We start from the raw sequence: 18,553 nt of genomic DNA, 5'->3' as shown, positions 1-18,553 counted from the left end.
GGTTAACAGATCCGAGGCAGTTGCTCTCCAGCTAGCATCTCAATCGCCCGCAATCCGCCGAGGGCGGTCTGCATCATCACTCGACCATTAGATTCAGACACGACCTCGCCGATTATCGCGGCCCCCGTCCCTTCCGGCAGGCTACTCATTAAATCCAGAGCAGCCTCGGCCTTGTCCGCTGCAACAATTGCCAACAGTTTCCCCTCGTTGGCTACAAACAGCGGATCGAGACCAAGAATTGAACAGGCCCCGGCGACAGCTGCGTTGATCGGCAATGCTGTTTCCTGCAAGCAGATGTCAACCTGAGACTGCACGGCGATCTCCTTCACCGTGGTCGCCACCCCACCCCGAGTCGGATCGCGCAACACATGCACATCTGCCCCGAACTCGGCCAGAAGTTTCCCCACCAAATGATTGAGTGCCATCGAATCGCTGGTAATATCGCTTTGAAGATCGAGACCCTCGCGGCTTGCCAACACCGCCATGCCGTGGTCGCCGATCGAGCCATTAAGCAAAATTTTATCCCCCGGCTTGGCCGCACTACCGCAAATCTTCCAATCGTGGTCGAACACACCGATCCCTGAGGTATTGATGAAAATCTTATCCCCTTTGCCGCGCGGCACCACCTTGGTGTCACCGGTGACAATCTTGACTTCAGCCTTATCGGCAGCCTGCTTCATTGCCTGCAAAACCTCTCGCAACTCCGAAACTGAGAGTCCCTCTTCGAGAATTAGTCCCACACTGATCGCCAGCGGTCGTGCGCCGCTCATTGCCAGATCGTTGACCGTACCATTGATCGCGAGGTCACCGATGTTACCGCCGGGGAAAATGATCGGGTCAACCACATAGGAATCGGTGGTGAAAGCAAGTCGGCTGCTGTTGATTCCTTCCAGAACCGCAGCGTCATTCTGATCTCTTTGCGCAACCTGCGACAGGGTTGGGATAATCAGCTCGTCTAGTAACTGGTGGCTCAGTTTTCCGCCACTGCCGTGACCAAGGAGTATGACATCTGTTTTCACTTATTCCGCTCCAAATTCAACAACCGTACTTATATTCTGCTGCGCAGGTCCCTTCGGACGATACCATACACGCCCCAACCGGGTTTTCCGGGGTACAGGCAGTACGAAATAGCGGGCAATCCTTTGGGGTCACTTTGCCTTTAAGGATCTCCCCGCAGAGGCAACCCTTGTGCTCCTTCGGCTCCTCAACTTCAACCACAATCTGCCGAGCAGCATCGAAAGCAGCGAACTCCTCACGAATCTGCAGACCACTGCCGGGGATCACTCCGATACCACGCCAGGCAGCGTCACAGGGTTCAAACACTGCTTCGATCAGCGCTTGCGCTTTTTTGTTCCCTTCCGGCTTGACGATCCGCTGGTATTCGTTCTCCACCTCCGCTCTCCCGCTAACCACCTGTGCGGCAAGCATCTGCACACCGCGCAGCATATCGAGCGGCTCGAACCCGGTCACCACGCAGGGCACTTTGTACTGTTCTGCTAGCGGCCTATAGGCATTAGCGCCAATTACCGCGCTGACGTGGGCTGGACAGATGTAACCATCGACCTGCAGCTCCGGATCACTGGTCAAAGCAGCCATCGGCGTTGGCATGGTCTTGTGGGCACAGAGCACGAAGTAGTTGTTCAGCTCTTTCTGTTTGGCGGCAACGATTGAACCAGCTATGGTCGGCGTGGTTGTTTCGAAACCGACGCCGAGAAAGATCACTTTCTTTTCGGGGTGTTTTTCCGCCAGAGCAACTGCATCGAGCGGCGAATAGACGATCTTGATTTGACTTCCAGCAGCCTGTTCGAGCTGCAGACTGCTGGAAGAACCGGGAACCCGAATCATGTCGCCGAAGGTGGCGATGATTACGTCGTCCAGCCGCGCATAAGTAACCGCCTGATCGACAAAACCAATCGGCGTCACGCAGACAGGGCACCCAGGCCCTGAAATCAGCCGGATCTGCTTCGGCAGCAGGCTGCGGATACCATGTTGGTAAATCGACATGGTATGGGTGCCGCAGACCTCCATCAGGGTCATGGTGCCTGGATAATCGGCAACCTCTTTTTCGATGGCGACAAGCAGCGCCTTGCCCAGCTGTGGGTCACGGTATTCGCTGGCGTATTTCATTCCGCTGACAACCCGGCATCGAGCGCCTCGCGGAACACCTCGAGAGTTTTTTCCGCCTCTCCCGGATCGATCTTCTCGATAGCGAAACCGGCGTGCAGCAGCACGTAGTCACCGACCACAACATCGTCGAGCATCATCAGGCTGCCCTCGCGGCGCACCCCATCGACCTCGCAGATCGCTATGCCGTCGGCAATTTCAACCACTTTCATCGGTACGGCTAAACACATGATTTTATTCTCCTCCGCAACAAAAGGATCAGGTTGCCGATGGAAGGGATGATTGTCGCCCGGACCGCGACAATCAAGTTCCAGGTACTGGTGTATGCGTCCCCTGGAATTAGTAACCTGATCCGCCCCTTACTTCTTTGCCGCCAGTTTACTCCGAAGCCAATCGTACCATTTTTCCAACCCTTCCCCGGTGTAGCAGGACAGCTCGAGGATCTCGATCTCGGGGTTGACCCGTTTGGCATAATTGCAACACTTCTCCAGATCGAAGCGCAGGTGCGGCATCAGGTCGAGCTTGTTGATCAGCATCAGGTTGCTGGCCCGGAACATCTGCGGGTATTTCAGCGGCTTGTCTTCCCCCTCGGTGACCGAGAGCACCGCTACCTTACAGTCTTCACCAAGATCGAAGGAGGCCGGACAGACCAAGTTGCCGACGTTCTCGATCATCAGCACATCGGTTTTGTCCAAGTCGAAATGTTCGACCCCGTGGCCGACCATATGTGCGTCGAGGTGGCAACCGGCTCCGGTATTAATCTGATGGGCTGGCACCCCGGTCGCGGCAATCCGGTCAGCGTCGTTACTGGTCTGTTGATCCCCTTCCAGAACCGCGAAGCCGAGTTCGCCCTGCAGATCCTTCAGGGTCGTTTCGAGGAGAGTGGTCTTGCCGCTACCAGGCGAGCTAACCAGGTTGAGCACTAGCAGCCCCTTTTTCTGAAACAACTGTCGGTTGTTCATCGCCAGTCGGTTGTTCTTAGCCAACAAATCTTCTTCGATGTTGATTTTCTTTCCCTTGCCATGGTCATGAGCGTGATCATGCTTGTGGTCATGATCGTGATGATGGTCGGTCGGTCCGCAGCCGCAATCGATACACATGATCAGTCGATCTCCATTTCTTTGATGCGCAGTTCTTCACCGGAAAGCAGTTCGCTGGCGGCGCTGCGGCAGACAGGGCAACAGGCCAGCAGATCGTCGAGGGGGAATTCCCTCGCGCAGTCACGACAGCGGGCCCGAGCCGCGACCTTCTCGATCAACAGCTGCGCCCCTTCCAGCAGGGTTCCCTTGCTGCAGGCCTCAAAGCAGAATTCCAAAGCTTCAGGAACCACCCCGGAAAGGCTGCCGACTTCGACGGTCACCGACAAAACCTTGCTCGCCTGCTGCTGTTTCGCCGTGCGCTCGGCAATCTCAACAATGCTTTCTGTTATTCCCAGTTCGTGCAAAAAAAATCCCTTTGACAGAAACTGTAAAAAATGTCTTTTTAAAGAGCAGCAAGACAAAATGTTACATTTTTAACCTAGAATGCTCACTATAGGCAAATTTACTAAAAAAGCAAATCTAACTCCAGCCGTATACGGTATTCGCCCATACGAAATGATATTCGTAAACGGCCCAACAGTACGAGACAAAGATGCACAGTGGCAAAATCTATATCTGCGATGCTGACCAGAACTCTCTGCGATTTCTGGAAAATACCCTCAAATTGCAGGGGCATCAACTCGTCTGCTACAGCCAGGGCAACAGCCTCCTGCAGGCGCTGGAAGAACAGAAGGAGCCCCTCCCCGATCTGATTCTGATCGATATGCACCTTCCCGACATCAACGGCCCCGATCTACTGCGTCGCATCAAACGTCTGCATCCACAATTGCATGTTATACCGATAAACGCCTTCGCTACCGTTCGAGGCGCCATAGAAGCGATAAAGCAAGGAGCAACTGACTATTTGCTGAAACCGATTACGGCGAACGAGCTGAACAGCCTGGTCGATAAACTGATCGAGCACAATCAGCTGGTCTCAGAAAACCGCTCCCTGAAAGCCGAAATTCGCCGCCGCTTCGATCCAGAGCAAGTGGTTTTCAAAAGCCCCGCCTTCGGGCAGGTGTTCGAACTGGCCCAGAAAGTAGCCGCGTCGGACGCCAGCATTCTGATTATGGGTGAGAGCGGGGCCGGCAAGGAAATCATCGCCTCGACCATTCACTACAGCAGCGGACGGCGCGAGCAACGCTTTTTGACCATCAACTGCGCGGCGCTTACCGACACCCTGCTGGAAAGCCAGCTGTTCGGCCATGTCAAAGGCGCCTTCACCGGCGCCGTCGGCAGCCAGTGCGGCCTGATCGAAGAAGCGGACCGCGGCACCCTGTTTCTCGACGAGATCGGCGACATCAGCCCCGGGCTGCAAGCAAAACTGCTGCGCGTACTGCAGGAGAAGGAATTCATCCCGGTCGGCTCGACCAAAGTGCGCCGCGCCAACGTCCGTTTTGTTGCCGCCACCAACAAAGACCTGCAGGAGGAGGTGCGGCTCGGCAACTTCCGCGAAGACCTCTACTACCGGCTCAATGTCGTCTCACTCCAGGTGCCGGCGCTGCGTGAACGTCCGGAGGATATCGAACCACTGGCCAACCTGTTCATTGAAAAATTCGCCGGTCGCGACAAGCTGCAACTGACCAAAGAGGCATTAAGTCTTTTGAACTGCTACAGTTGGCCCGGCAACGTCCGCGAACTGGAAAACGTCATTGAGATGGCGGTGATTCTTGCCGACAACGGAGTAATCGATGTCGAGCAACTGCCGCCAAAGTTGACTTCAGACCAGATTACTCCAATGCCGACACCGAAAGCGGGGATGACTCTGGAAGAGGTGGAAAAGCTCTATATCGAGCAGATTTATCGCGAAACCGGCTACCACAAACTACGCACCTCGCAGATTCTCGATATTGCACGGCGCACCCTCGACCGCAAACTGCAGCAATACAATATTCAGAAAGAATCGACCTGATCCGGACAAAATGACACACCCTGTTTAATCCTGTCCGTATACGCCCAAACACACCTTTCCATTTTTTCAACCCGTAAACGTATACCTTCTTTTATTTCAAACCCTTAGCCACGTCTACACTTTCTTGGGCACAGTCCTTGCCCGATGCAACCGGCTAATGTGTCTTTCCGTCCTCATTAGCTACTTAAGACACAGACCGCTGACCACTTGCAATTTTGGTTAGGTCGGCCAGTAGCAAAATGACCGAACCATCAATTTATCAACGGGTTTAAACCCTGCACAAAGGAGAGAAGAGACTCATGGCTAAAATTGTCATCGATCCGATCTCGCGCGTCGAAGGCCACATGAAAGTGGAAGCCGTCGTCGAGAACGGTGTCGTCAAAGAAGCAAAAAGCTCCGGCATGATGTACCGGGGATTGGAGAACATCCTGATCGACCGTGACCCGCGCGATGCCGCCCGTATCGTCCAGCGCATCTGTGGTGTCTGCCCGACCTCCCACGGCCTAGCCGCCGCCTTCGCCCTCGACGAAGCTTACGGCGTCCACGGCAACATAACCGACAACGGCAGGATACTGCGCAACCTGATCCAGGGTGCCAACTTCGTCCAGTCACACATCCTGCATTTTTACCAACTGGCCGCCCTCGACTATGTCGATGTTGCTGCCTGTGCTGACTATACCGGTGGCGATCCGGAACTGACTAAAGTCAAGGATTTCATAGCTCGCGGACACCTCGGCCCCTTCGTGCCCCGCTACGAAGGCGATTACCGCCTCTCTAAGGATGAAAACATCTCCGCCGTCGGCCATTATGTCAAAGCGCTCAATATGCGCCGCTTGGCCCACGAGACCGTCTCCGTATTCGGTGGCAAAATGCCGCACAACATGTCAATCGTCGCAGGTGGAGTCACCGCCGCCCCTAGCGTCGACAAGATCGCCGCCTTCATCTGGCGGATGGAGCAGCTGACCGACTTCATCGACACCTGCTATCTGCCGGACGTGCTACTGGTCGCCAGCCGCTATAGCGACTACTTCGGTATCGGCACCGGCTGCAAGCAGTTCATGTCGTTCGGTATTTTCGACATGGACAGCGACCCTGACCTGACCAAACGCCATCGCTACATCCCGCAAGGGATCGTCAAGTCAGACCTATCACTACAACGCCTCGACCCGAGCAAGATCACCGAGGAAGTGCAGAGCAGTTGGTTCCAGGACCACGGCGCCCTGCATCCCTACGACGGCACGACTGTTCCCGAGCGGAACAAAGCTGGCGCCTACAGTTGGATCAAATCGCCGCGCTACGACGGCGAGGTCATGGAAGTCGGTGCACTGGCGCGAATGCTTACCAGTTACGTGTCCGGCGATAAGCAGGTCCAGAGCATGATCAACGGTGTACTGAAAAAATTCAACGCCGGTCCGGAAGCACTGTTCTCGGTCCTCGGCCGCCACGCCGCACGCGCCATCGAATGTAAAATCGTCGCAGAGAAGCTCAAGGAATGGGCGCTGCAACTACAGCCAGGTCAGCCGACCTTCACCGACTTCAACCTCGACGTCAGCAGCCGCGGCATGGGTCTGCACGAAGCTCCGCGCGGTGCCCTGGGGCACTGGATTGTAGTCGAAGGCGGCAAAACCAAAAACTACCAAGCCGTGGTTCCGACCACCTGGAACGCCGGCCCGATGGATGCCAAGGGCCAGCCGGGCCCGATCGAACAGTCGCTGATTGGCACCAAGGTCAAGGACCAGCGCAATCCCTTCGAACTAGTCCGTATCGTCCGCTCCTACGACCCCTGTCTCTCTTGCGCAGTCCACGTCGTCACCCCGAAGGGTGAAGATCTAGGCCGTTTCGTGGTCGGAGCGGAGTAATGGAGTCCGCAGCCCTGTTCGAAGAAGAGCGAGCCCCACTGCTGGTGATGGCGGTCGGCAACATCCTGCGCATGGATGACGGCTTCGCTGACGCTGTGCTGAAGCATCTGGGGGAAATGGAGCTTCCGGAAGAGGTTGAGCTGTTCGACGCCGGCACCAGCGCCATTGATCTGATGGACGTTTTCCACGACCGCGAACAGCTGATCGTGCTCGACGCCGTCCGTGGCGGACAACAGGCCGGCACCCTCTACCGCTTCAGTCCGCAGGAGGTCGAAAACGGCTCTCTGCCGATGAACTCGTTACACCAGGTCGGCCTGCTGGAAACCCTGAAACTTGGGGAGCTGGTCGACTGCAAGCCGAAGCAAACCGTAGTGATCGGCTGTCAGCCGCAAGACACTGGCCTCGGCATCGGCCTGAGCGAGCCGGTCAAGGCGCAGATCGAGCGAGCTGGTGAATTAGTGCTGCAAGAAATCAATCATTTTATCGATTCGAATAAATAGGAGAAATTACAATGGCTTTAACCCGACGTTCTTTTCTGAAAACGTCCGCAGCAGGGACCGCCGCCCTTGGCGTCAGCCTGCTCGACAATCCGACCATGCGCAGCGCCTTCGCTGCCGCCGTTCAGGAAACTCCGGTCATCTGGCTAGCCTCTGGCTGTTGCTCCGGCTGCTCGGTCTCGCTGCTCAACAGCCTGAGCCCGCGCATCCAGGATGTACTGCTAGACCAGGTGCTGCCCGGTCATCACATTTCCCTCAACTTCCACCCGACTGTGATGGCCGCCGCCGGCGACCTGGCGATGAAGGCAATGTACGACACCGAAGAGAAACCGTTCGTTCTGGTAGTGGAAGGTTCGGTCATGCTGGCCGACGACGGAATTATGTGCGAAATCGGCGAGCACGATGGTCACGGTATCCACGGCAAAGACCACATCAAGCGCCTTGGCAGCAAAGCCAAAGCGGTATTGGCGGTCGGCTCCTGCGCCTCCTACGGCGGAGTCAACAAGGCCAACATGAACCCGAGCGGCTCGGTCGGCGTGATGGAATTCTTCAAAAAGGAAGGGATCAGCACCCCGACCATCAACCTGCCCGGCTGCGCCATCCACCCCGACTGGTTCGTCGGCACCCTGGCTGCGATCCTGCTGAACGGCCCGGAAGCAATCAAGGTCGATAAGCACGGCCGCCCCGAGATGTTCTACCGCAAACTGATTCATGACAACTGTCCGCTACGCGGCCAATTCGATAAGGGCCTCTTTGCCGATAAATTCGGCGACGAAGGCTGCCTTTACAAGCTCGGTTGCAAAGGCCCTGTGGCGCACGCCAACTGCCCGGAAAAGAAGTTCAATTCCGGTACCAACTGGTGCATTGAGAACGGTCATCCTTGCAACGGTTGCGTCGAGCCCGAATACCCCTACGAAGGCAGTATGTGGAACATTGTGCCGATCACCGGCGTCACTCCTCCTGGAACCTATCCTCCCGTCATAACCGACAACAAGAAGTCGGTAGACGTTACCCCTGGTTACGCTGCTCTGGCCGGACTGGCGGCAGGCGCCGTCGGCACCAAGGTGATGGGGAAAAAATCCGATTCTGACAAAGAATAGGGAGGATGAGCCAAATGGAACTCAATCGCAGAAAATTTTTGAAAATCGGCACAGCCGCCGGAGGGGCCGCTGCATGCAGCCTCTCCTCGCCGGCCTTGGCGCGCGATGAGAGGGAGCCAGATCCGAACTGGTACGGCATGCTCAACGACAGCACCCGCTGCATCGGCTGCAAAGCCTGCCAAGTAGCCTGCAAAAAAGAGAACAAACTGCCGGCGGAAAGCACCATCGGCGATGAAAAGGCCTTCGGCCAAGCGATCTACGATTCGCCGCGCGAACTATCGGAGAAAACTTTCACCCTGATCAAGATGCACCAGGATGAGCAAACCAAGGAGACCACCTTCGTCAAGCAGCAGTGCATGCACTGTGTTGACCCGGCTTGCCAGTCGGCCTGCATCGTCGGCGCACTGAAGAAACAGCCGGACGGCTCGGTCAAGTACGACGCTGGCATGTGCATGGGGTGCCGCTACTGCATGGTCGCCTGCCCGTTCAGCATTCCGCAGTTTGAATGGCACAAGGCAATCCCCTCGATCAAGAAGTGTACCCTTTGCAGCGAGACCCGCTTGAGCAAAGGGCAACCAACCGCCTGTTCCAGCGCCTGCCCGGCCGGGGCAATCACCTTCGGCAAACGGGAAGACCTAATCAAGCTGGCGCGCAAGCGGATCGAAGCAGAACCGGAGCGCTATCTGGATCATATTTACGGCGAAAAGGAAGTCGGTGGTACCGGTGTCTTCTACCTCACCAAGCCGAACGTCGCGTTCGCCGGGCTCGGTCTGCAAGACTTTGAATACAAGGCGGTTTCCGGCCTGACCGAGAGCATCCAGCACCGGATTTTCCAGTATTTTATCCCGCCTATCGCCGTCTACAGTATCCTCGGCGGTATCATGGCTTACAATCAGCGGCGCAAGAAAGCCGCCGGCAAATTAGGAGGTGACGATGAGTATTAAAGCGGCACCGCTGCAGCAGAAATTTATCACCCCCAACTTCTGGGTCCTGATCTTCTTCATGGTCTCAGGGGCGGGGTTCGCCTATTTCCGTTTCTTTGAAGGGTTCGGCTCGGTCACAAACATGAGCAAAGCCTACCCCTTCGGCCTCTGGATCGCCTTCGACGTTGCTTGTGGTGTCGCCTTGGCTGCCGGCGGATTTACCACAGCGGCGATCGTTGAGATCTTCGGCCGGGAAAAATATCATGCCTTGGTCCGCCCGGCGATTCTAACTGCGTTCATCGGCTACTTTCTGGTCGGCTTGGCGGTATTCTTCGACCTCGGCAAGTACTACAACATCTGGCATGCGCTGATCTACTGGAACGGCACCTCGGTGCTGTTCGAGGTTGCCTGGTGCGTCATGCTCTACCTGACCGTCCTCGGCATCGAGAACATTCCGAACGTAGTCGAGCAGTTTTCCGGCCGCGTCAACCTACCTGGCCCCTTGAGTGGCTTCAACCGCCTCGGCAACTGGATTTTGAGCAAGGCTGACTGGTTCACCAAAAAAACCATGGCGTTCTTCGTTATCGCCGGCGTCGTACTTTCCTTCGGACACCAGAGTTCGCTCGGCACCATGATGCTGATTGCCCCCTACAAGCTGCACGACCTCTGGTACACCCCGATGTCGCCGCTGTTGTTTCTGACCTCGGCGGTCAGCGTTGGCCCGTCCATGGTTATCTTCGAAGGCACCTTGGCCGCCAAGTTCTTCGGTCGCAAACCTGAAACCGAGCTGTTGGGCAGCTTCGCCAAATACATACCACTTTTCCTTGGCACTTACCTGCTACTGCGCTTTCTGGACCTGGCTTACCGCGGCGTTCTGGCCCAGGCGTTTGACGGCAGTGTCGCCGGATACTCGTTCCTGCTCGAGATCGCCCTGTTTGTCATTCCCTACTTTGCATTAAAGTCGAAGAATGTCCGCCAGAGTGGCACCAAGCTGTTCCTCTGCGCCCTGTCGGTGATCTGCGCCGTAGTGCTGAACCGCTTCAATGTCTTTTTGATCGGCATGGACATGGGGTCGAACTGGAACTACTTCCCTTCGGTTGGCGAGTTCGCTGTGACTTTCGCCTTTTTGGCACTCGGAGTAATGATGTACAAAATCGCTGTCAATTATCTGCCGATTCTGGAAGAAGAGCACTAAAAAAGCCCAGATCCTGCTAAGTGGCACAAAAAAGCGGGCCTCTGAAAATCAGTGGCCCGCTTTTTAACGGTCAAAAAACTTTTTTAGAACTCAGGTCAAAACGCGACCGGAAAGCGTGGCTTAAATCTTCGCTCGGTAATTTCCACGTCAACAACCGAAGCCAGATCGACGTTCAGACAGGCAAACCTCTCCACATCAAGACAGAAGAACGAAACCTTGCCACCAAATTCCCGCGAACTGTAAGGTTCAAATTCAACCGATTGTGGTAACGACTGGCCATCTTTTGATTTCAACTTCAGGCGGACGATCCTGCGTTGCCGCCCTGCCTGAGCAATCAGCTCACCAAACGACATAAACTACTCCCTTTTCAATTAGCTTTACATTTTTAATGAGACTATTTCCTTTATCACAATCCTTCTAGCAACTCAATATCCGATCTATCAAAAATCGAAACAGAGACCATTTTCGGTCAAATGTATACAAAAATGTTTAAACTTGACCGGCTTTGCCTACCAGACTAGAATTTTAACTTGGATCAGCTGACTTATCCTTTAGCAAAAATAGAATCGGCACAATTTTCGATGCAGCAGCAAACTATCACACAAGCGGAACACCTCCCATCGACCTCCCTGTGGCGCGCCATCCAACCTACGGAGATCTTAAGATTCGTCCGTTCACTGCTGCTCGCCTACGATGTGATCGGTGTACAGAAAAAGCGCAACCGCCTGACTCTCGACACCCTGCAAGATGCCGCCGACCTGATTCTGGAATTTCCACCCGACGTCCACTCCCCGAAAAAATTCCTGTTTCCGAACTGGGACCAGCTTTTCCGTTTCAAACTGGACGAAAACATCCTGCTCCAGCCGGAAACCGCTGCCGCGCCACGGATCATCTTCGGCATGCACCCCTGTGACCTACATGCGGTAAAAATCCTCGACGATTGCCTTTTCGAGGGGGAAACCGACAGCTCTTACCGTGCCAAGCGGGAAGCAACTTTGCTGGTCGGGGTTGACTGTGCACCTGACGAGTACTGCTTCTGCACCAGCCTCGGCACCGATCGGATTGCCCACGGTTTCGACCTGTTCCTGCATCGCCGCGACAACTATTACCTAGTACAGACCGGCAGCGAGCGGGGCCGCAAACTGCTGCAGACCCATGCCCCCGAAATCTTTGCTGGCCCAGAAGAATCGCCGTTGCCATTACAAGTCAAGCAATGCAGCAACCAGATTCAATTTCCAGCCGAATCCCTCCCATCCCTGCTTGGGGAAGCTTACGAAGACAAGACCTGGCAAGAGCTCGGACACAGGTGTCTCGGCTGCGGCTCCTGCACCCTGCTTTGCCCCAGCTGCTACTGCTTCAATGTTCAAGATAAACTTGAGATCAACCTACAGGAAGGGCAACGGGTGCGCACCTGGGATTCCTGTCAATTCGACCAGTTTGCCCAGGTCGCAGACGGCAACAATTTCCGCTCCAGTCAGGCCGATCGCCAGCGCCACCGATTCTATCGAAAATACAAGTATCTGTGGGAAAAGCATCAGCGCACGGCCTGTGTCGGTTGCGGACGTTGCAGCCGCGAATGTCTTTCCGAGATAGAACCGGTCACGGTGCTCAACCGACTGTTTGCCGACTCCTCTCAGCTACCTGCCAGCAGCCCCGGCAGCGAATACCAACCGCTGATGGCCCAGGTCATTGATGTCCAGCAGCTCAGTGAACTGGATCGACTGTTCCGTCTTCGCCTACCACAGACGATCGACTTTTCTCCCGGCAGTTTCTTGCAGATGTCGGTATTCGGCCTTGGCGAAGCTCCCTTCTCGATCGCGTCGGCCCCGGACGGTGGACAGGAAATCGAACTGGTGGTACGCAAGGCCGGCGCCCTGACCCAGGCCCTGCATCGAACCCGCAAGGGTGACAGTATAGGCATCCGTGGCCCGTTCGGCAGTGGCTACTCGCTCGAAAAGATGCAGGATAAAGACCTGTTGCTTGTTGCCCGAGGACGAGGTCTACTGGCGATCCGCTCGCTGTTGCTGGCGGCATTGGCCGAGCGGCAGAAATACGGCCGCATTACCCTGATCTGCGGGGCCAAGGATATAGATGCGCTGATTTTTCCCAGCGATTTGCTCAACTGGCACCAATCAGGCCAGATCGATTGCCGGATTGCGGTTAAGGATCCGCAAAACAGCTGGGGCATCCCCCCACAGGATGTCAGCTACCTGTTCAAGGATCTCGATATCGATCCGCAGCGCACGGTCGCTTCTCTTTCCGGACCGCCTGAAATGTATCGACAGGTCAATCCGCTCTTGTTCCGTATGGGGCTGAGCGAAGAGAGCGTTTACTTGAACCTGGAGCGGCATATGAAATGCGGGCTTGGCAAGTGCGGAAAATGCAGGATCAACAACATCTGCGTTTGCGAATGCGGACCAATCTTTCCCTACAGCAGCATTAAACATCTGGCCGAGGCAATCGAACGATGAAAACAAAGATCGGTTTTTTCGATTTTGCCGGTTGCGAAGGGTGTCAGCTGACGGTGATGAACCTGGAGGAGCAGTTGCTACAGGTTCTGCAGCTGGTCGAAATCGTTGAGTTCCGCGAACTTCACAGCGGCAGCGCTGAACAGATCGACATCGCCTTTGTCGAGGGGAGCATCTGCCGCCCCGGTGATCGTGAACGGCTGTTGGAAATTCGCCGACGCAGCGACATCCTGATCGCGCTCGGTTCCTGTGCCGACAACGGCGGCGTTAACGCCCTCGGCAGCGACCGCACACCCGAAGTTCTGCGTCAGGAAGTTTACGGCGCCGACCTGCCTCACCTCTATACCGAAACGCCGCATGCGCTAAGTAAATTGGTGAAGGTCGACTACCGGATCCCCGGCTGCCCAATCGACGGCCAAGAGTTCCTCGCCATTCTGCAGGCGCTGTTGCTGAAACAGCAGCCGGAACTTCCCGGCTTTGCCGTCTGCGTCGAATGCAAGCTGGCGGAATACCCCTGTAGTTTCGATTACGGCCAGGTCTGCATGGGACCGATCACCCGGGCCGGCTGCCGAGCGATCTGCATCGACGGCGGCACTCACTGCCGCGGCTGCCGTGGGCTGATCGACAACCCGCGCACTTCACCGTATCATCGCATCCTCGAAGAACACGGTTTGACGGTGGAAGAAATTCTCGAACAGTACAGAACCTTCAACGTCAACGAGAGGCCGGCATGAAGATCGAACTCGATTATCTGACTCGAATCGAAGGTCATGCTCATCTGGTCATCGACCGGGAAGCGGGGAAAATAACTAGTTGCCAGCTGCAGATCGTCGAGACGCCGCGCTTTTTTGAAGCGATGTTGCAGGGACGGCATTATTCTGATGTGGCGACCATCGTTGCCCGCGTCTGCGGGGTGTGCTCCATTTCTCATACCCTGGCCTCGCTAATGACCACGGAAGCGGCCCTCGGCATCGAGGTGCCAGTCCAAGCACAATTGTTACGCTGCCTGCTCAGCTATGGCGAAATCGTCCAGAGCCATCTGCTGCAACTCTATTTCATGGCGCTTCCCGACTATTTCAACACCCCGAGCCTGTTTCACCTGTTGGATGAAAAACAGGAACTGGTCGCCCGCGCGTTGCGGCTAAAGCGAACCGCCAACCGAATATGCGAAGTGGTCGGCGGTCGCCCGATCCATCCGGTAACGACCTGCATAGGCGGCTTTTCCGCCCGTCCCGAAGCCGCTGAATTAAAGAAACTCCGTCAGGAACTGGTTGCCGGCCTGCCTGACCTGGAAGCCACCGTGGAACTGTTTGCCAGTTTCGAATATCCGCAGTTCTGCCGCCAGCGGGAAACACTGAGCGTGGCACCGGATGACCGCTACCCCCTACACAACCAACAGATCCAGAGCAGTTGCGGCACCAACTATCCGGCCACCATTTATCGGGAAGAGATTGAGGAGTATATTTCCCCCCAATCGACCGCCAAGCTCGCCCGAAACCAGCACGGCAGCTACATGGTTGGCCCTCAGGCCCGCTTGCGGCATGGACAGGACAAACTCTCAGCAATGGCTAAACGAGTCTGCTCAGCACTTGATCTCAATCCGAACGGACTCAACCCGTTTGAAAACCTCAAAGCCCGCTTGGTCGAAGTGGTGCACTTTACCGAGGAGGCGCTGCATACCATTGACGAGCTTCTGCTGTGCGGGATGACCCAGATACGAGGCAAAGATACCCCATCAGCGGGGGGCTGCAGTACAGCCGCCGTGGAAGCACCGCGAGGGCTGCTTTTTCACAGCTATCAATTCGATGCAAAGGGATTTCTCAAGGCTGCGGACTGCGTGATCCCCACCGCCCAGAATCTGGCCGCGGTTGAGGCCGATCTGCAACAGCTGTTGCCAGAATTACTGAAGTTGCCAGAATCACAGATCAAACAGCGTCTGGAGATGCTAATCCGAGCCTACGACCCCTGCTTGAGCTGCTCCACTCACCTGCTGAAAATTGATCTGAACTGACAAATGTCATCCGACCAAATCAGAATCATCGGCGTCGGCAACCCCTTGATGGCAGATGACGGAGTCGGAATCGAAATCATCCACCGGCTGGAAAAAATCCAACTCCCCGAGGCAGTCGAGCTAATCGACGGTGGCTGCGGCGGATTTAAGCTATTGCCTTTGTTGAGCGACTGTCGAAAGGTACTCCTCATCGACGCGGCGGACTTCGGGGCTGTGCCGGGAACCCACAAAATATTTCACAATGCCGACTTACCCAACCTCCTGCTGTCAGACGCTTGGCAGAGCGGTCACAGTTTCAATCTCCAGGAAATTCTCCTAACAGCACAAAAACTGAACCAGCTTTCCCCTCTCAGTCTGCATCTGATACAGATCAATACCTGCCAACCGGCAACCCATTTAAGCAATGAAATTGAAGCAGCCCTGCCAGGAATTTTAAGCAACCTCATTGCCGATATCTGAACTTATAAAGCTAGGAAACATGGAAAACCGAAAGCTACTATATCCTTAGCCTAACCTGAACCTTAATCATCCAAGTGAGAAGAAGGGAAACAATCATTTATTAGATTATTTTTATCATAAGTGACAAATCTTCTTGCCACATTAATAACTTCTTATTTTTTTGTTTTATCATTCCGCTTGAGGGGACGGAGGAGTCACAAATTGCTAGCACAAATGTCCAACAGCAAAAGTCTCGCTGAATCTGGCCCTGCAGGATTCCGACAATGCCCAGCAACTTTCTCACGGGGCAACTACCTCGGCAGCTTCGCTGGAAGAGATCAGCACGTCAATGAAGCGAATGGCCCGTCAGATTCAGTTCAGCGCCACCAACGCCGAGCAAGCCGAAGCCTTTCGACCAGTGCAAAACAGACAGCCGAATCGGGCAACCAGAAAATGCTGCAGATGGTCAACGCCATGGCCGAGATCAAAAAATCTGGCTAGGGAATCACCAAGATCATCAAAGCGATCGACGAAATCGCCTTCCAGATCAACCTATTGGCACTCAATGCCGCAGACGAAGCGGCTCGCGCCGGTCAGCACAGTAAAGACTTCGCCGTAATCGCCGAAGAAGTACTTAATTTAGCAGCCCGCAGTGCCAAGGCCCCATTGAGACGAACGCGCTGATTCAAAGCTCGGTTTACAAACCCGAAAACGGTGCGCAGATTGCCGATGAAACAACTCATGGGTTAAGTGAAATCATCGACAGCATTACCAAGGTACCCAACTTGGTTGCAGAAATCACTGCAGCCAGCAAGGAATAGGCTTTCGGCATTGCGAAAGTCAACACCGGTCTTAGTCAGATCGATCAGGTGACTCAGAACAACACGGCCAACTCAGAAGAGAGCCCGCTCCCAGCGAAGGATTGTCGGCTCAGGCCATTGCCTGGTCTGAATTTTACCCCTCTCTTCTTCGCGCCTTTTGTCAGCGACGGCAGGTGCGAAGCCCTTTTGAAAAAAAATCAATCCCCGTATACACAAGCAACATAGATTGTCTTTTTTCCTCGACCGGTGTATGTTATCTCTTTGGAAAATAAAACGTTTCGTTTTATCCATATTAGGAGGAAAGAGATGTTCGGATTGGGAACTCAAGAATTACTGATCATCCTGGTGCTGGTGATGATCATCTTCGGAGCCGGCAAATTGCCGCAAGTCGGTAGCTCGCTCGGTAAAGGCCTGCGCAACTTCAAAAAAGGCATGAGCGATGCTGAAGAAGAGGAAATCGAAGAAGCCAAGGTCGAAAAGATAGACAACCAGGACGACTCGAAAAAGGACGCCTGATAGGTGCCAGCTTGAAGATTAAAAAAGGAGCGGTTGTCCGCTCCTTTTTTTTCGCCATCAACCACCAATCCCCTGCATATGCCTCCCCCCCGTACCATCTCCTTTATCCAAGTGGTGCTGCTGCGGTTTGGCTGCTACCGATTTTTCCAACTGTTCCGCCAGCACTTGGTCAGAAACTCCCGCCCGCAGCATTGTTCGCAGATCTATTTCCTGCGGAGCCAATAGGCAGGGCCGCAACTGACCATCTGCGGTCAGCCTCAGTCGGTTGCACTCGCGGCAAAAATGCTCTGAAACCGCAGGGATAATTCCTACAGAGCCTTGCGCTCCCTCAAACTGGTAGAGGCGTGCCGGCCCGGCTGGCCCCTGTCGCGCCACCTCTGTCAACCCGGCGATCTTCTGCAGGTCGGCGTATATGTTTGCCGCGGGATACAGCTGTTCGGTGGAATACTCCAGCTCGGGGCTGAGCGGCATGAACTCGATAAAGCGCACTTGCCAGGGATGTGCGAACGTTAGACGGGCAAAATCAGCGATCTCATCCTCGTTGACGCCAAGGATCGGCACCATGTTGATTTTGATCGGCGTCAACCCGGCCGCTTCCGCGCTGTGCACTCCACGCCAGACCTGTTCAAGCGCATCGCAACGTGTAAGATGGGCAAAGCGCTCTGGACGCAGACTGTCTAGGCTGACATTGACCCGCGCCAGACCGGCCTCTTTTAGCGCCAAGGCATTTTCCGCAAGCAACAAGCCATTGCTGGTCAAAGTGATCTCCGGCTGCTGCGGCAACTTCGCCAGTGCCTCGACAAACCCGAGAAGTCCTTTGCGCACCAGCGGCTCACCGCCGGTCAGGCGAATTTTCCGCACCCCAAGCTCCACCGCGACGCGCGCCACCCGAAAAAGCTCTTCGTAACTGAGGATCGCATCATGTCCGAGCGACACCACCCCCCCTTCCGGCATGCAGTAGCGGCAGCGCAGATTGCAGCGATCGGTCACCGAAATCCGTAGATAATCTATTTTTCGAGCAAAAGTGTCACGCAAAATTTTATCCAAAATCTGCAGGAATGAGCTAACGCTCGCCCGAGTTCTGTCCAGCAATGAACAGGGACGACATCAAAGTCACCCCGACTTTTCCACTATACGGTTTTTAGGAATCCGAAACAACTACTCGGCCTGCTCGTCCGGTGGCAACTTTGACTCGAAAGTACTTTTTTCCACCGCGCAACGATACGATTCTCGTGGTGTGGTCCGCCCATCGTCGAGCAGGCTCATCAGGTGGGTGTCCATCAACTGCATCCCATCCATTGTAGGCAGTGTGAATGATTGACAGATTCTGGAAGATCTTCCCCTCCCGGATCAGGTTGCCGATCGCCGCGTTGCCATGCATGATCTCCAGAGCTGCCAGGGTAATCGACTTGCCGCTGCCGATCGGCACGTGGGGTCACCAGCACCAGCCCTTTCTTGAAGCTGGTCATCTTGCGTACCCCTTCAGCCAACTTCAGCTGATTGGCGGTACTCCGGTCAAAATATGCAGATCACTGGCCCACTGTTGCTGCATCATCTTGAAAAGTGTGTCAATTTTTGCCATCTTGTCACTCCTTGCCAGTCTAAAG

At 55.1% G+C, this 18,553-nt stretch carries 22 protein-coding genes; 13 read left to right on the top strand and 9 right to left on the bottom strand.

Features of this window, described 5'->3' with window-relative positions:
- Positions 1 to 2: 2 nt before the first annotated feature.
- From hypE to hypA, 5 genes are all read right to left on the bottom strand, one after another.
- Positions 3 to 1,019, bottom strand: a complete 1,017-nt coding sequence (gene hypE / locus Q7J88_RS05625) for a hydrogenase expression/formation protein HypE (protein ID WP_303721176.1) — start codon at positions 1,017 to 1,019, stop codon at positions 3 to 5.
- A gap of 16 nt (positions 1,020 to 1,035) precedes the next feature.
- Positions 1,036 to 2,127 (bottom strand): hydrogenase formation protein HypD, encoded by a 1,092-nt coding sequence (gene hypD, locus Q7J88_RS05620; RefSeq protein WP_303721175.1) that lies wholly within the window; start codon positions 2,125 to 2,127, stop codon positions 1,036 to 1,038.
- Positions 2,124 to 2,354 (bottom strand): HypC/HybG/HupF family hydrogenase formation chaperone, encoded by a 231-nt coding sequence (locus Q7J88_RS05615; RefSeq protein ID WP_303721174.1) that lies wholly within the window; start codon positions 2,352 to 2,354, stop codon positions 2,124 to 2,126. Before Q7J88_RS05615 ends, hypD begins: the two co-directional genes overlap by 4 nt.
- A gap of 129 nt (positions 2,355 to 2,483) precedes the next feature.
- Positions 2,484 to 3,224: a hydrogenase nickel incorporation protein HypB gene (gene hypB / locus Q7J88_RS05610; RefSeq protein ID WP_303721173.1), complete on the bottom strand. Its 741-nt coding sequence runs from the start codon at positions 3,222 to 3,224 to the stop codon at positions 2,484 to 2,486.
- Positions 3,225 to 3,226: 2 nt separating this feature from the next.
- A complete protein-coding gene (hypA, locus tag Q7J88_RS05605; protein WP_303721172.1) occupies positions 3,227 to 3,568 on the bottom strand; it encodes a hydrogenase maturation nickel metallochaperone HypA in 342 nt (113 codons plus the stop codon).
- 188 nt (positions 3,569 to 3,756) lie between these two features.
- Here hypA and Q7J88_RS05600 point away from each other — a divergent pair, with 188 nt between their 5' ends.
- From Q7J88_RS05600 to nrfD, 6 genes are all read left to right on the top strand, one after another.
- Entirely contained in the window at positions 3,757 to 5,118 is a 1,362-nt protein-coding gene (locus Q7J88_RS05600) for a sigma-54 dependent transcriptional regulator (RefSeq protein WP_303721171.1), read from the top strand.
- A gap of 299 nt (positions 5,119 to 5,417) precedes the next feature.
- A complete protein-coding gene (locus Q7J88_RS05595) occupies positions 5,418 to 6,977 on the top strand; it encodes a nickel-dependent hydrogenase large subunit (RefSeq protein WP_303721170.1) in 1,560 nt (519 codons plus the stop codon).
- Positions 6,977 to 7,477 (top strand): HyaD/HybD family hydrogenase maturation endopeptidase, encoded by a 501-nt coding sequence (locus tag Q7J88_RS05590; protein WP_303721169.1) that lies wholly within the window; start codon positions 6,977 to 6,979, stop codon positions 7,475 to 7,477. Before Q7J88_RS05595 ends, Q7J88_RS05590 begins: the two co-directional genes overlap by 1 nt.
- Before the next feature lie 11 nt (positions 7,478 to 7,488).
- Entirely contained in the window at positions 7,489 to 8,574 is a 1,086-nt protein-coding gene (locus Q7J88_RS05585; protein ID WP_303721168.1) for a hydrogenase small subunit, read from the top strand.
- Between the two features lie 14 nt (positions 8,575 to 8,588).
- Positions 8,589 to 9,518, top strand: a complete 930-nt coding sequence (hybA, locus tag Q7J88_RS05580; RefSeq protein ID WP_303721167.1) for a hydrogenase 2 operon protein HybA — start codon at positions 8,589 to 8,591, stop codon at positions 9,516 to 9,518.
- A complete protein-coding gene (nrfD, locus tag Q7J88_RS05575) occupies positions 9,508 to 10,692 on the top strand; it encodes an NrfD/PsrC family molybdoenzyme membrane anchor subunit (RefSeq protein ID WP_303721166.1) in 1,185 nt (394 codons plus the stop codon). The genes hybA and nrfD overlap by 11 nt, the downstream gene beginning before the upstream one ends.
- A 95-nt stretch (positions 10,693 to 10,787) precedes the next feature.
- Here the strand turns inward: nrfD and Q7J88_RS05570 are convergent, their stop codons facing one another.
- Entirely contained in the window at positions 10,788 to 11,045 is a 258-nt protein-coding gene (locus Q7J88_RS05570; protein ID WP_303721165.1) for a hypothetical protein, read from the bottom strand.
- Positions 11,046 to 11,273: 228 nt separating this feature from the next.
- On the opposite strand from Q7J88_RS05570, the gene Q7J88_RS05565 reads away from it, so the two are divergent.
- The 7 genes from Q7J88_RS05565 to Q7J88_RS05535 all read left to right on the top strand — a co-directional run bounded on the left by Q7J88_RS05565 (position 11,274) and on the right by Q7J88_RS05535 (position 16,946).
- Complete coding sequence (locus tag Q7J88_RS05565; protein WP_303721164.1) at positions 11,274 to 13,163, top strand: 4Fe-4S dicluster domain-containing protein; 1,890 nt, start codon at positions 11,274 to 11,276, stop codon at positions 13,161 to 13,163.
- Entirely contained in the window at positions 13,160 to 13,894 is a 735-nt protein-coding gene (locus Q7J88_RS05560) for a hypothetical protein (protein ID WP_303721163.1), read from the top strand. The genes Q7J88_RS05565 and Q7J88_RS05560 overlap by 4 nt, the downstream gene beginning before the upstream one ends.
- Positions 13,891 to 15,171, top strand: coding sequence for a Ni/Fe hydrogenase subunit alpha (locus tag Q7J88_RS05555; protein ID WP_303721162.1), 1,281 nt, complete (start codon positions 13,891 to 13,893; stop codon positions 15,169 to 15,171). Before Q7J88_RS05560 ends, Q7J88_RS05555 begins: the two co-directional genes overlap by 4 nt.
- A 3-nt stretch (positions 15,172 to 15,174) precedes the next feature.
- A complete protein-coding gene (locus Q7J88_RS05550; protein ID WP_303721161.1) occupies positions 15,175 to 15,630 on the top strand; it encodes a hydrogenase maturation protease in 456 nt (151 codons plus the stop codon).
- A 201-nt stretch (positions 15,631 to 15,831) separates the two neighbouring features.
- On the top strand, positions 15,832 to 16,110 hold the full coding sequence (locus Q7J88_RS05545) for a hypothetical protein (RefSeq protein ID WP_303721160.1): 279 nt from the start codon (positions 15,832 to 15,834) through the stop codon (positions 16,108 to 16,110).
- A gap of 54 nt (positions 16,111 to 16,164) precedes the next feature.
- Positions 16,165 to 16,293, top strand: coding sequence for a methyl-accepting chemotaxis protein (locus Q7J88_RS05540; protein WP_303721159.1), 129 nt, complete (start codon positions 16,165 to 16,167; stop codon positions 16,291 to 16,293).
- A gap of 443 nt (positions 16,294 to 16,736) precedes the next feature.
- A complete protein-coding gene (locus Q7J88_RS05535; protein ID WP_303721158.1) occupies positions 16,737 to 16,946 on the top strand; it encodes a twin-arginine translocase TatA/TatE family subunit in 210 nt (69 codons plus the stop codon).
- 57 nt (positions 16,947 to 17,003) lie between these two features.
- Here Q7J88_RS05535 and moaA read toward each other — a convergent pair whose 3' ends face one another.
- The 3 genes from moaA to Q7J88_RS05520 form a co-directional block, all read right to left on the bottom strand.
- On the bottom strand, positions 17,004 to 17,981 hold the full coding sequence (gene moaA / locus Q7J88_RS05530) for a GTP 3',8-cyclase MoaA (RefSeq protein ID WP_303721157.1): 978 nt from the start codon (positions 17,979 to 17,981) through the stop codon (positions 17,004 to 17,006).
- Positions 17,982 to 18,104: 123 nt separating this feature from the next.
- Complete coding sequence (locus Q7J88_RS05525) at positions 18,105 to 18,227, bottom strand: hypothetical protein (RefSeq protein WP_303721156.1); 123 nt, start codon at positions 18,225 to 18,227, stop codon at positions 18,105 to 18,107.
- Positions 18,227 to 18,415 carry a hypothetical protein gene (locus Q7J88_RS05520; protein ID WP_303721155.1) on the bottom strand — a complete coding sequence of 63 codons (189 nt, stop codon included), beginning with the start codon at positions 18,413 to 18,415 and terminating at the stop codon, positions 18,227 to 18,229. Before Q7J88_RS05520 ends, Q7J88_RS05525 begins: the two co-directional genes overlap by 1 nt.
- Positions 18,416 to 18,553 lie beyond the last annotated feature (138 nt).

The organism is Malonomonas rubra, assembly GCF_003247215.1.
GTDB classification, from domain to species: Bacteria; Desulfobacterota; Desulfuromonadia; order Desulfuromonadales; family Geopsychrobacteraceae; genus Malonomonas; species Malonomonas rubra_A.
The sequence above is the reverse complement of the archived record's forward strand: the minus strand, read 5'-3'. Positions and strand labels throughout refer to the sequence as shown.

Excerpts from the sequence above, each read along its gene's own strand:
- Q7J88_RS05520 (WP_303721155.1), bottom strand. The coding sequence starts at position 18,415 with ATGACCAGCTTCAAGAAAGGGCTGGTGCTGGTGACCCCACGTGCCGAT.
- Q7J88_RS05555 (WP_303721162.1), top strand. The coding sequence starts at position 13,891 with ATGAAGATCGAACTCGATTATCTGACTCGAATCGAAGGTCATGCTCAT.
- hybA (WP_303721167.1), top strand. The coding sequence starts at position 8,589 with ATGGAACTCAATCGCAGAAAATTTTTGAAAATCGGCACAGCCGCCGGA.
- Q7J88_RS05565 (WP_303721164.1), top strand. The coding sequence starts at position 11,274 with ATGCAGCAGCAAACTATCACACAAGCGGAACACCTCCCATCGACCTCC.
- hypB (WP_303721173.1), bottom strand. The coding sequence starts at position 3,224 with ATGTGTATCGATTGCGGCTGCGGACCGACCGACCATCATCACGATCAT.
- Q7J88_RS05535 (WP_303721158.1), top strand. The coding sequence starts at position 16,737 with ATGTTCGGATTGGGAACTCAAGAATTACTGATCATCCTGGTGCTGGTG.
- Q7J88_RS05525 (WP_303721156.1), bottom strand. The coding sequence starts at position 18,227 with ATGGACACCCACCTGATGAGCCTGCTCGACGATGGGCGGACCACACCA.
- Q7J88_RS05560 (WP_303721163.1), top strand. The coding sequence starts at position 13,160 with ATGAAAACAAAGATCGGTTTTTTCGATTTTGCCGGTTGCGAAGGGTGT.
- Q7J88_RS05550 (WP_303721161.1), top strand. The coding sequence starts at position 15,175 with ATGTCATCCGACCAAATCAGAATCATCGGCGTCGGCAACCCCTTGATG.
- Q7J88_RS05570 (WP_303721165.1), bottom strand. The coding sequence starts at position 11,045 with ATGTCGTTTGGTGAGCTGATTGCTCAGGCAGGGCGGCAACGCAGGATC.
- Q7J88_RS05590 (WP_303721169.1), top strand. The coding sequence starts at position 6,977 with ATGGAGTCCGCAGCCCTGTTCGAAGAAGAGCGAGCCCCACTGCTGGTG.
- Q7J88_RS05595 (WP_303721170.1), top strand. The coding sequence starts at position 5,418 with ATGGCTAAAATTGTCATCGATCCGATCTCGCGCGTCGAAGGCCACATG.
- Q7J88_RS05585 (WP_303721168.1), top strand. The coding sequence starts at position 7,489 with ATGGCTTTAACCCGACGTTCTTTTCTGAAAACGTCCGCAGCAGGGACC.
- nrfD (WP_303721166.1), top strand. The coding sequence starts at position 9,508 with ATGAGTATTAAAGCGGCACCGCTGCAGCAGAAATTTATCACCCCCAAC.
- hypD (WP_303721175.1), bottom strand. The coding sequence starts at position 2,127 with ATGAAATACGCCAGCGAATACCGTGACCCACAGCTGGGCAAGGCGCTG.
- Q7J88_RS05615 (WP_303721174.1), bottom strand. The coding sequence starts at position 2,354 with ATGTGTTTAGCCGTACCGATGAAAGTGGTTGAAATTGCCGACGGCATA.
- Q7J88_RS05600 (WP_303721171.1), top strand. The coding sequence starts at position 3,757 with ATGCACAGTGGCAAAATCTATATCTGCGATGCTGACCAGAACTCTCTG.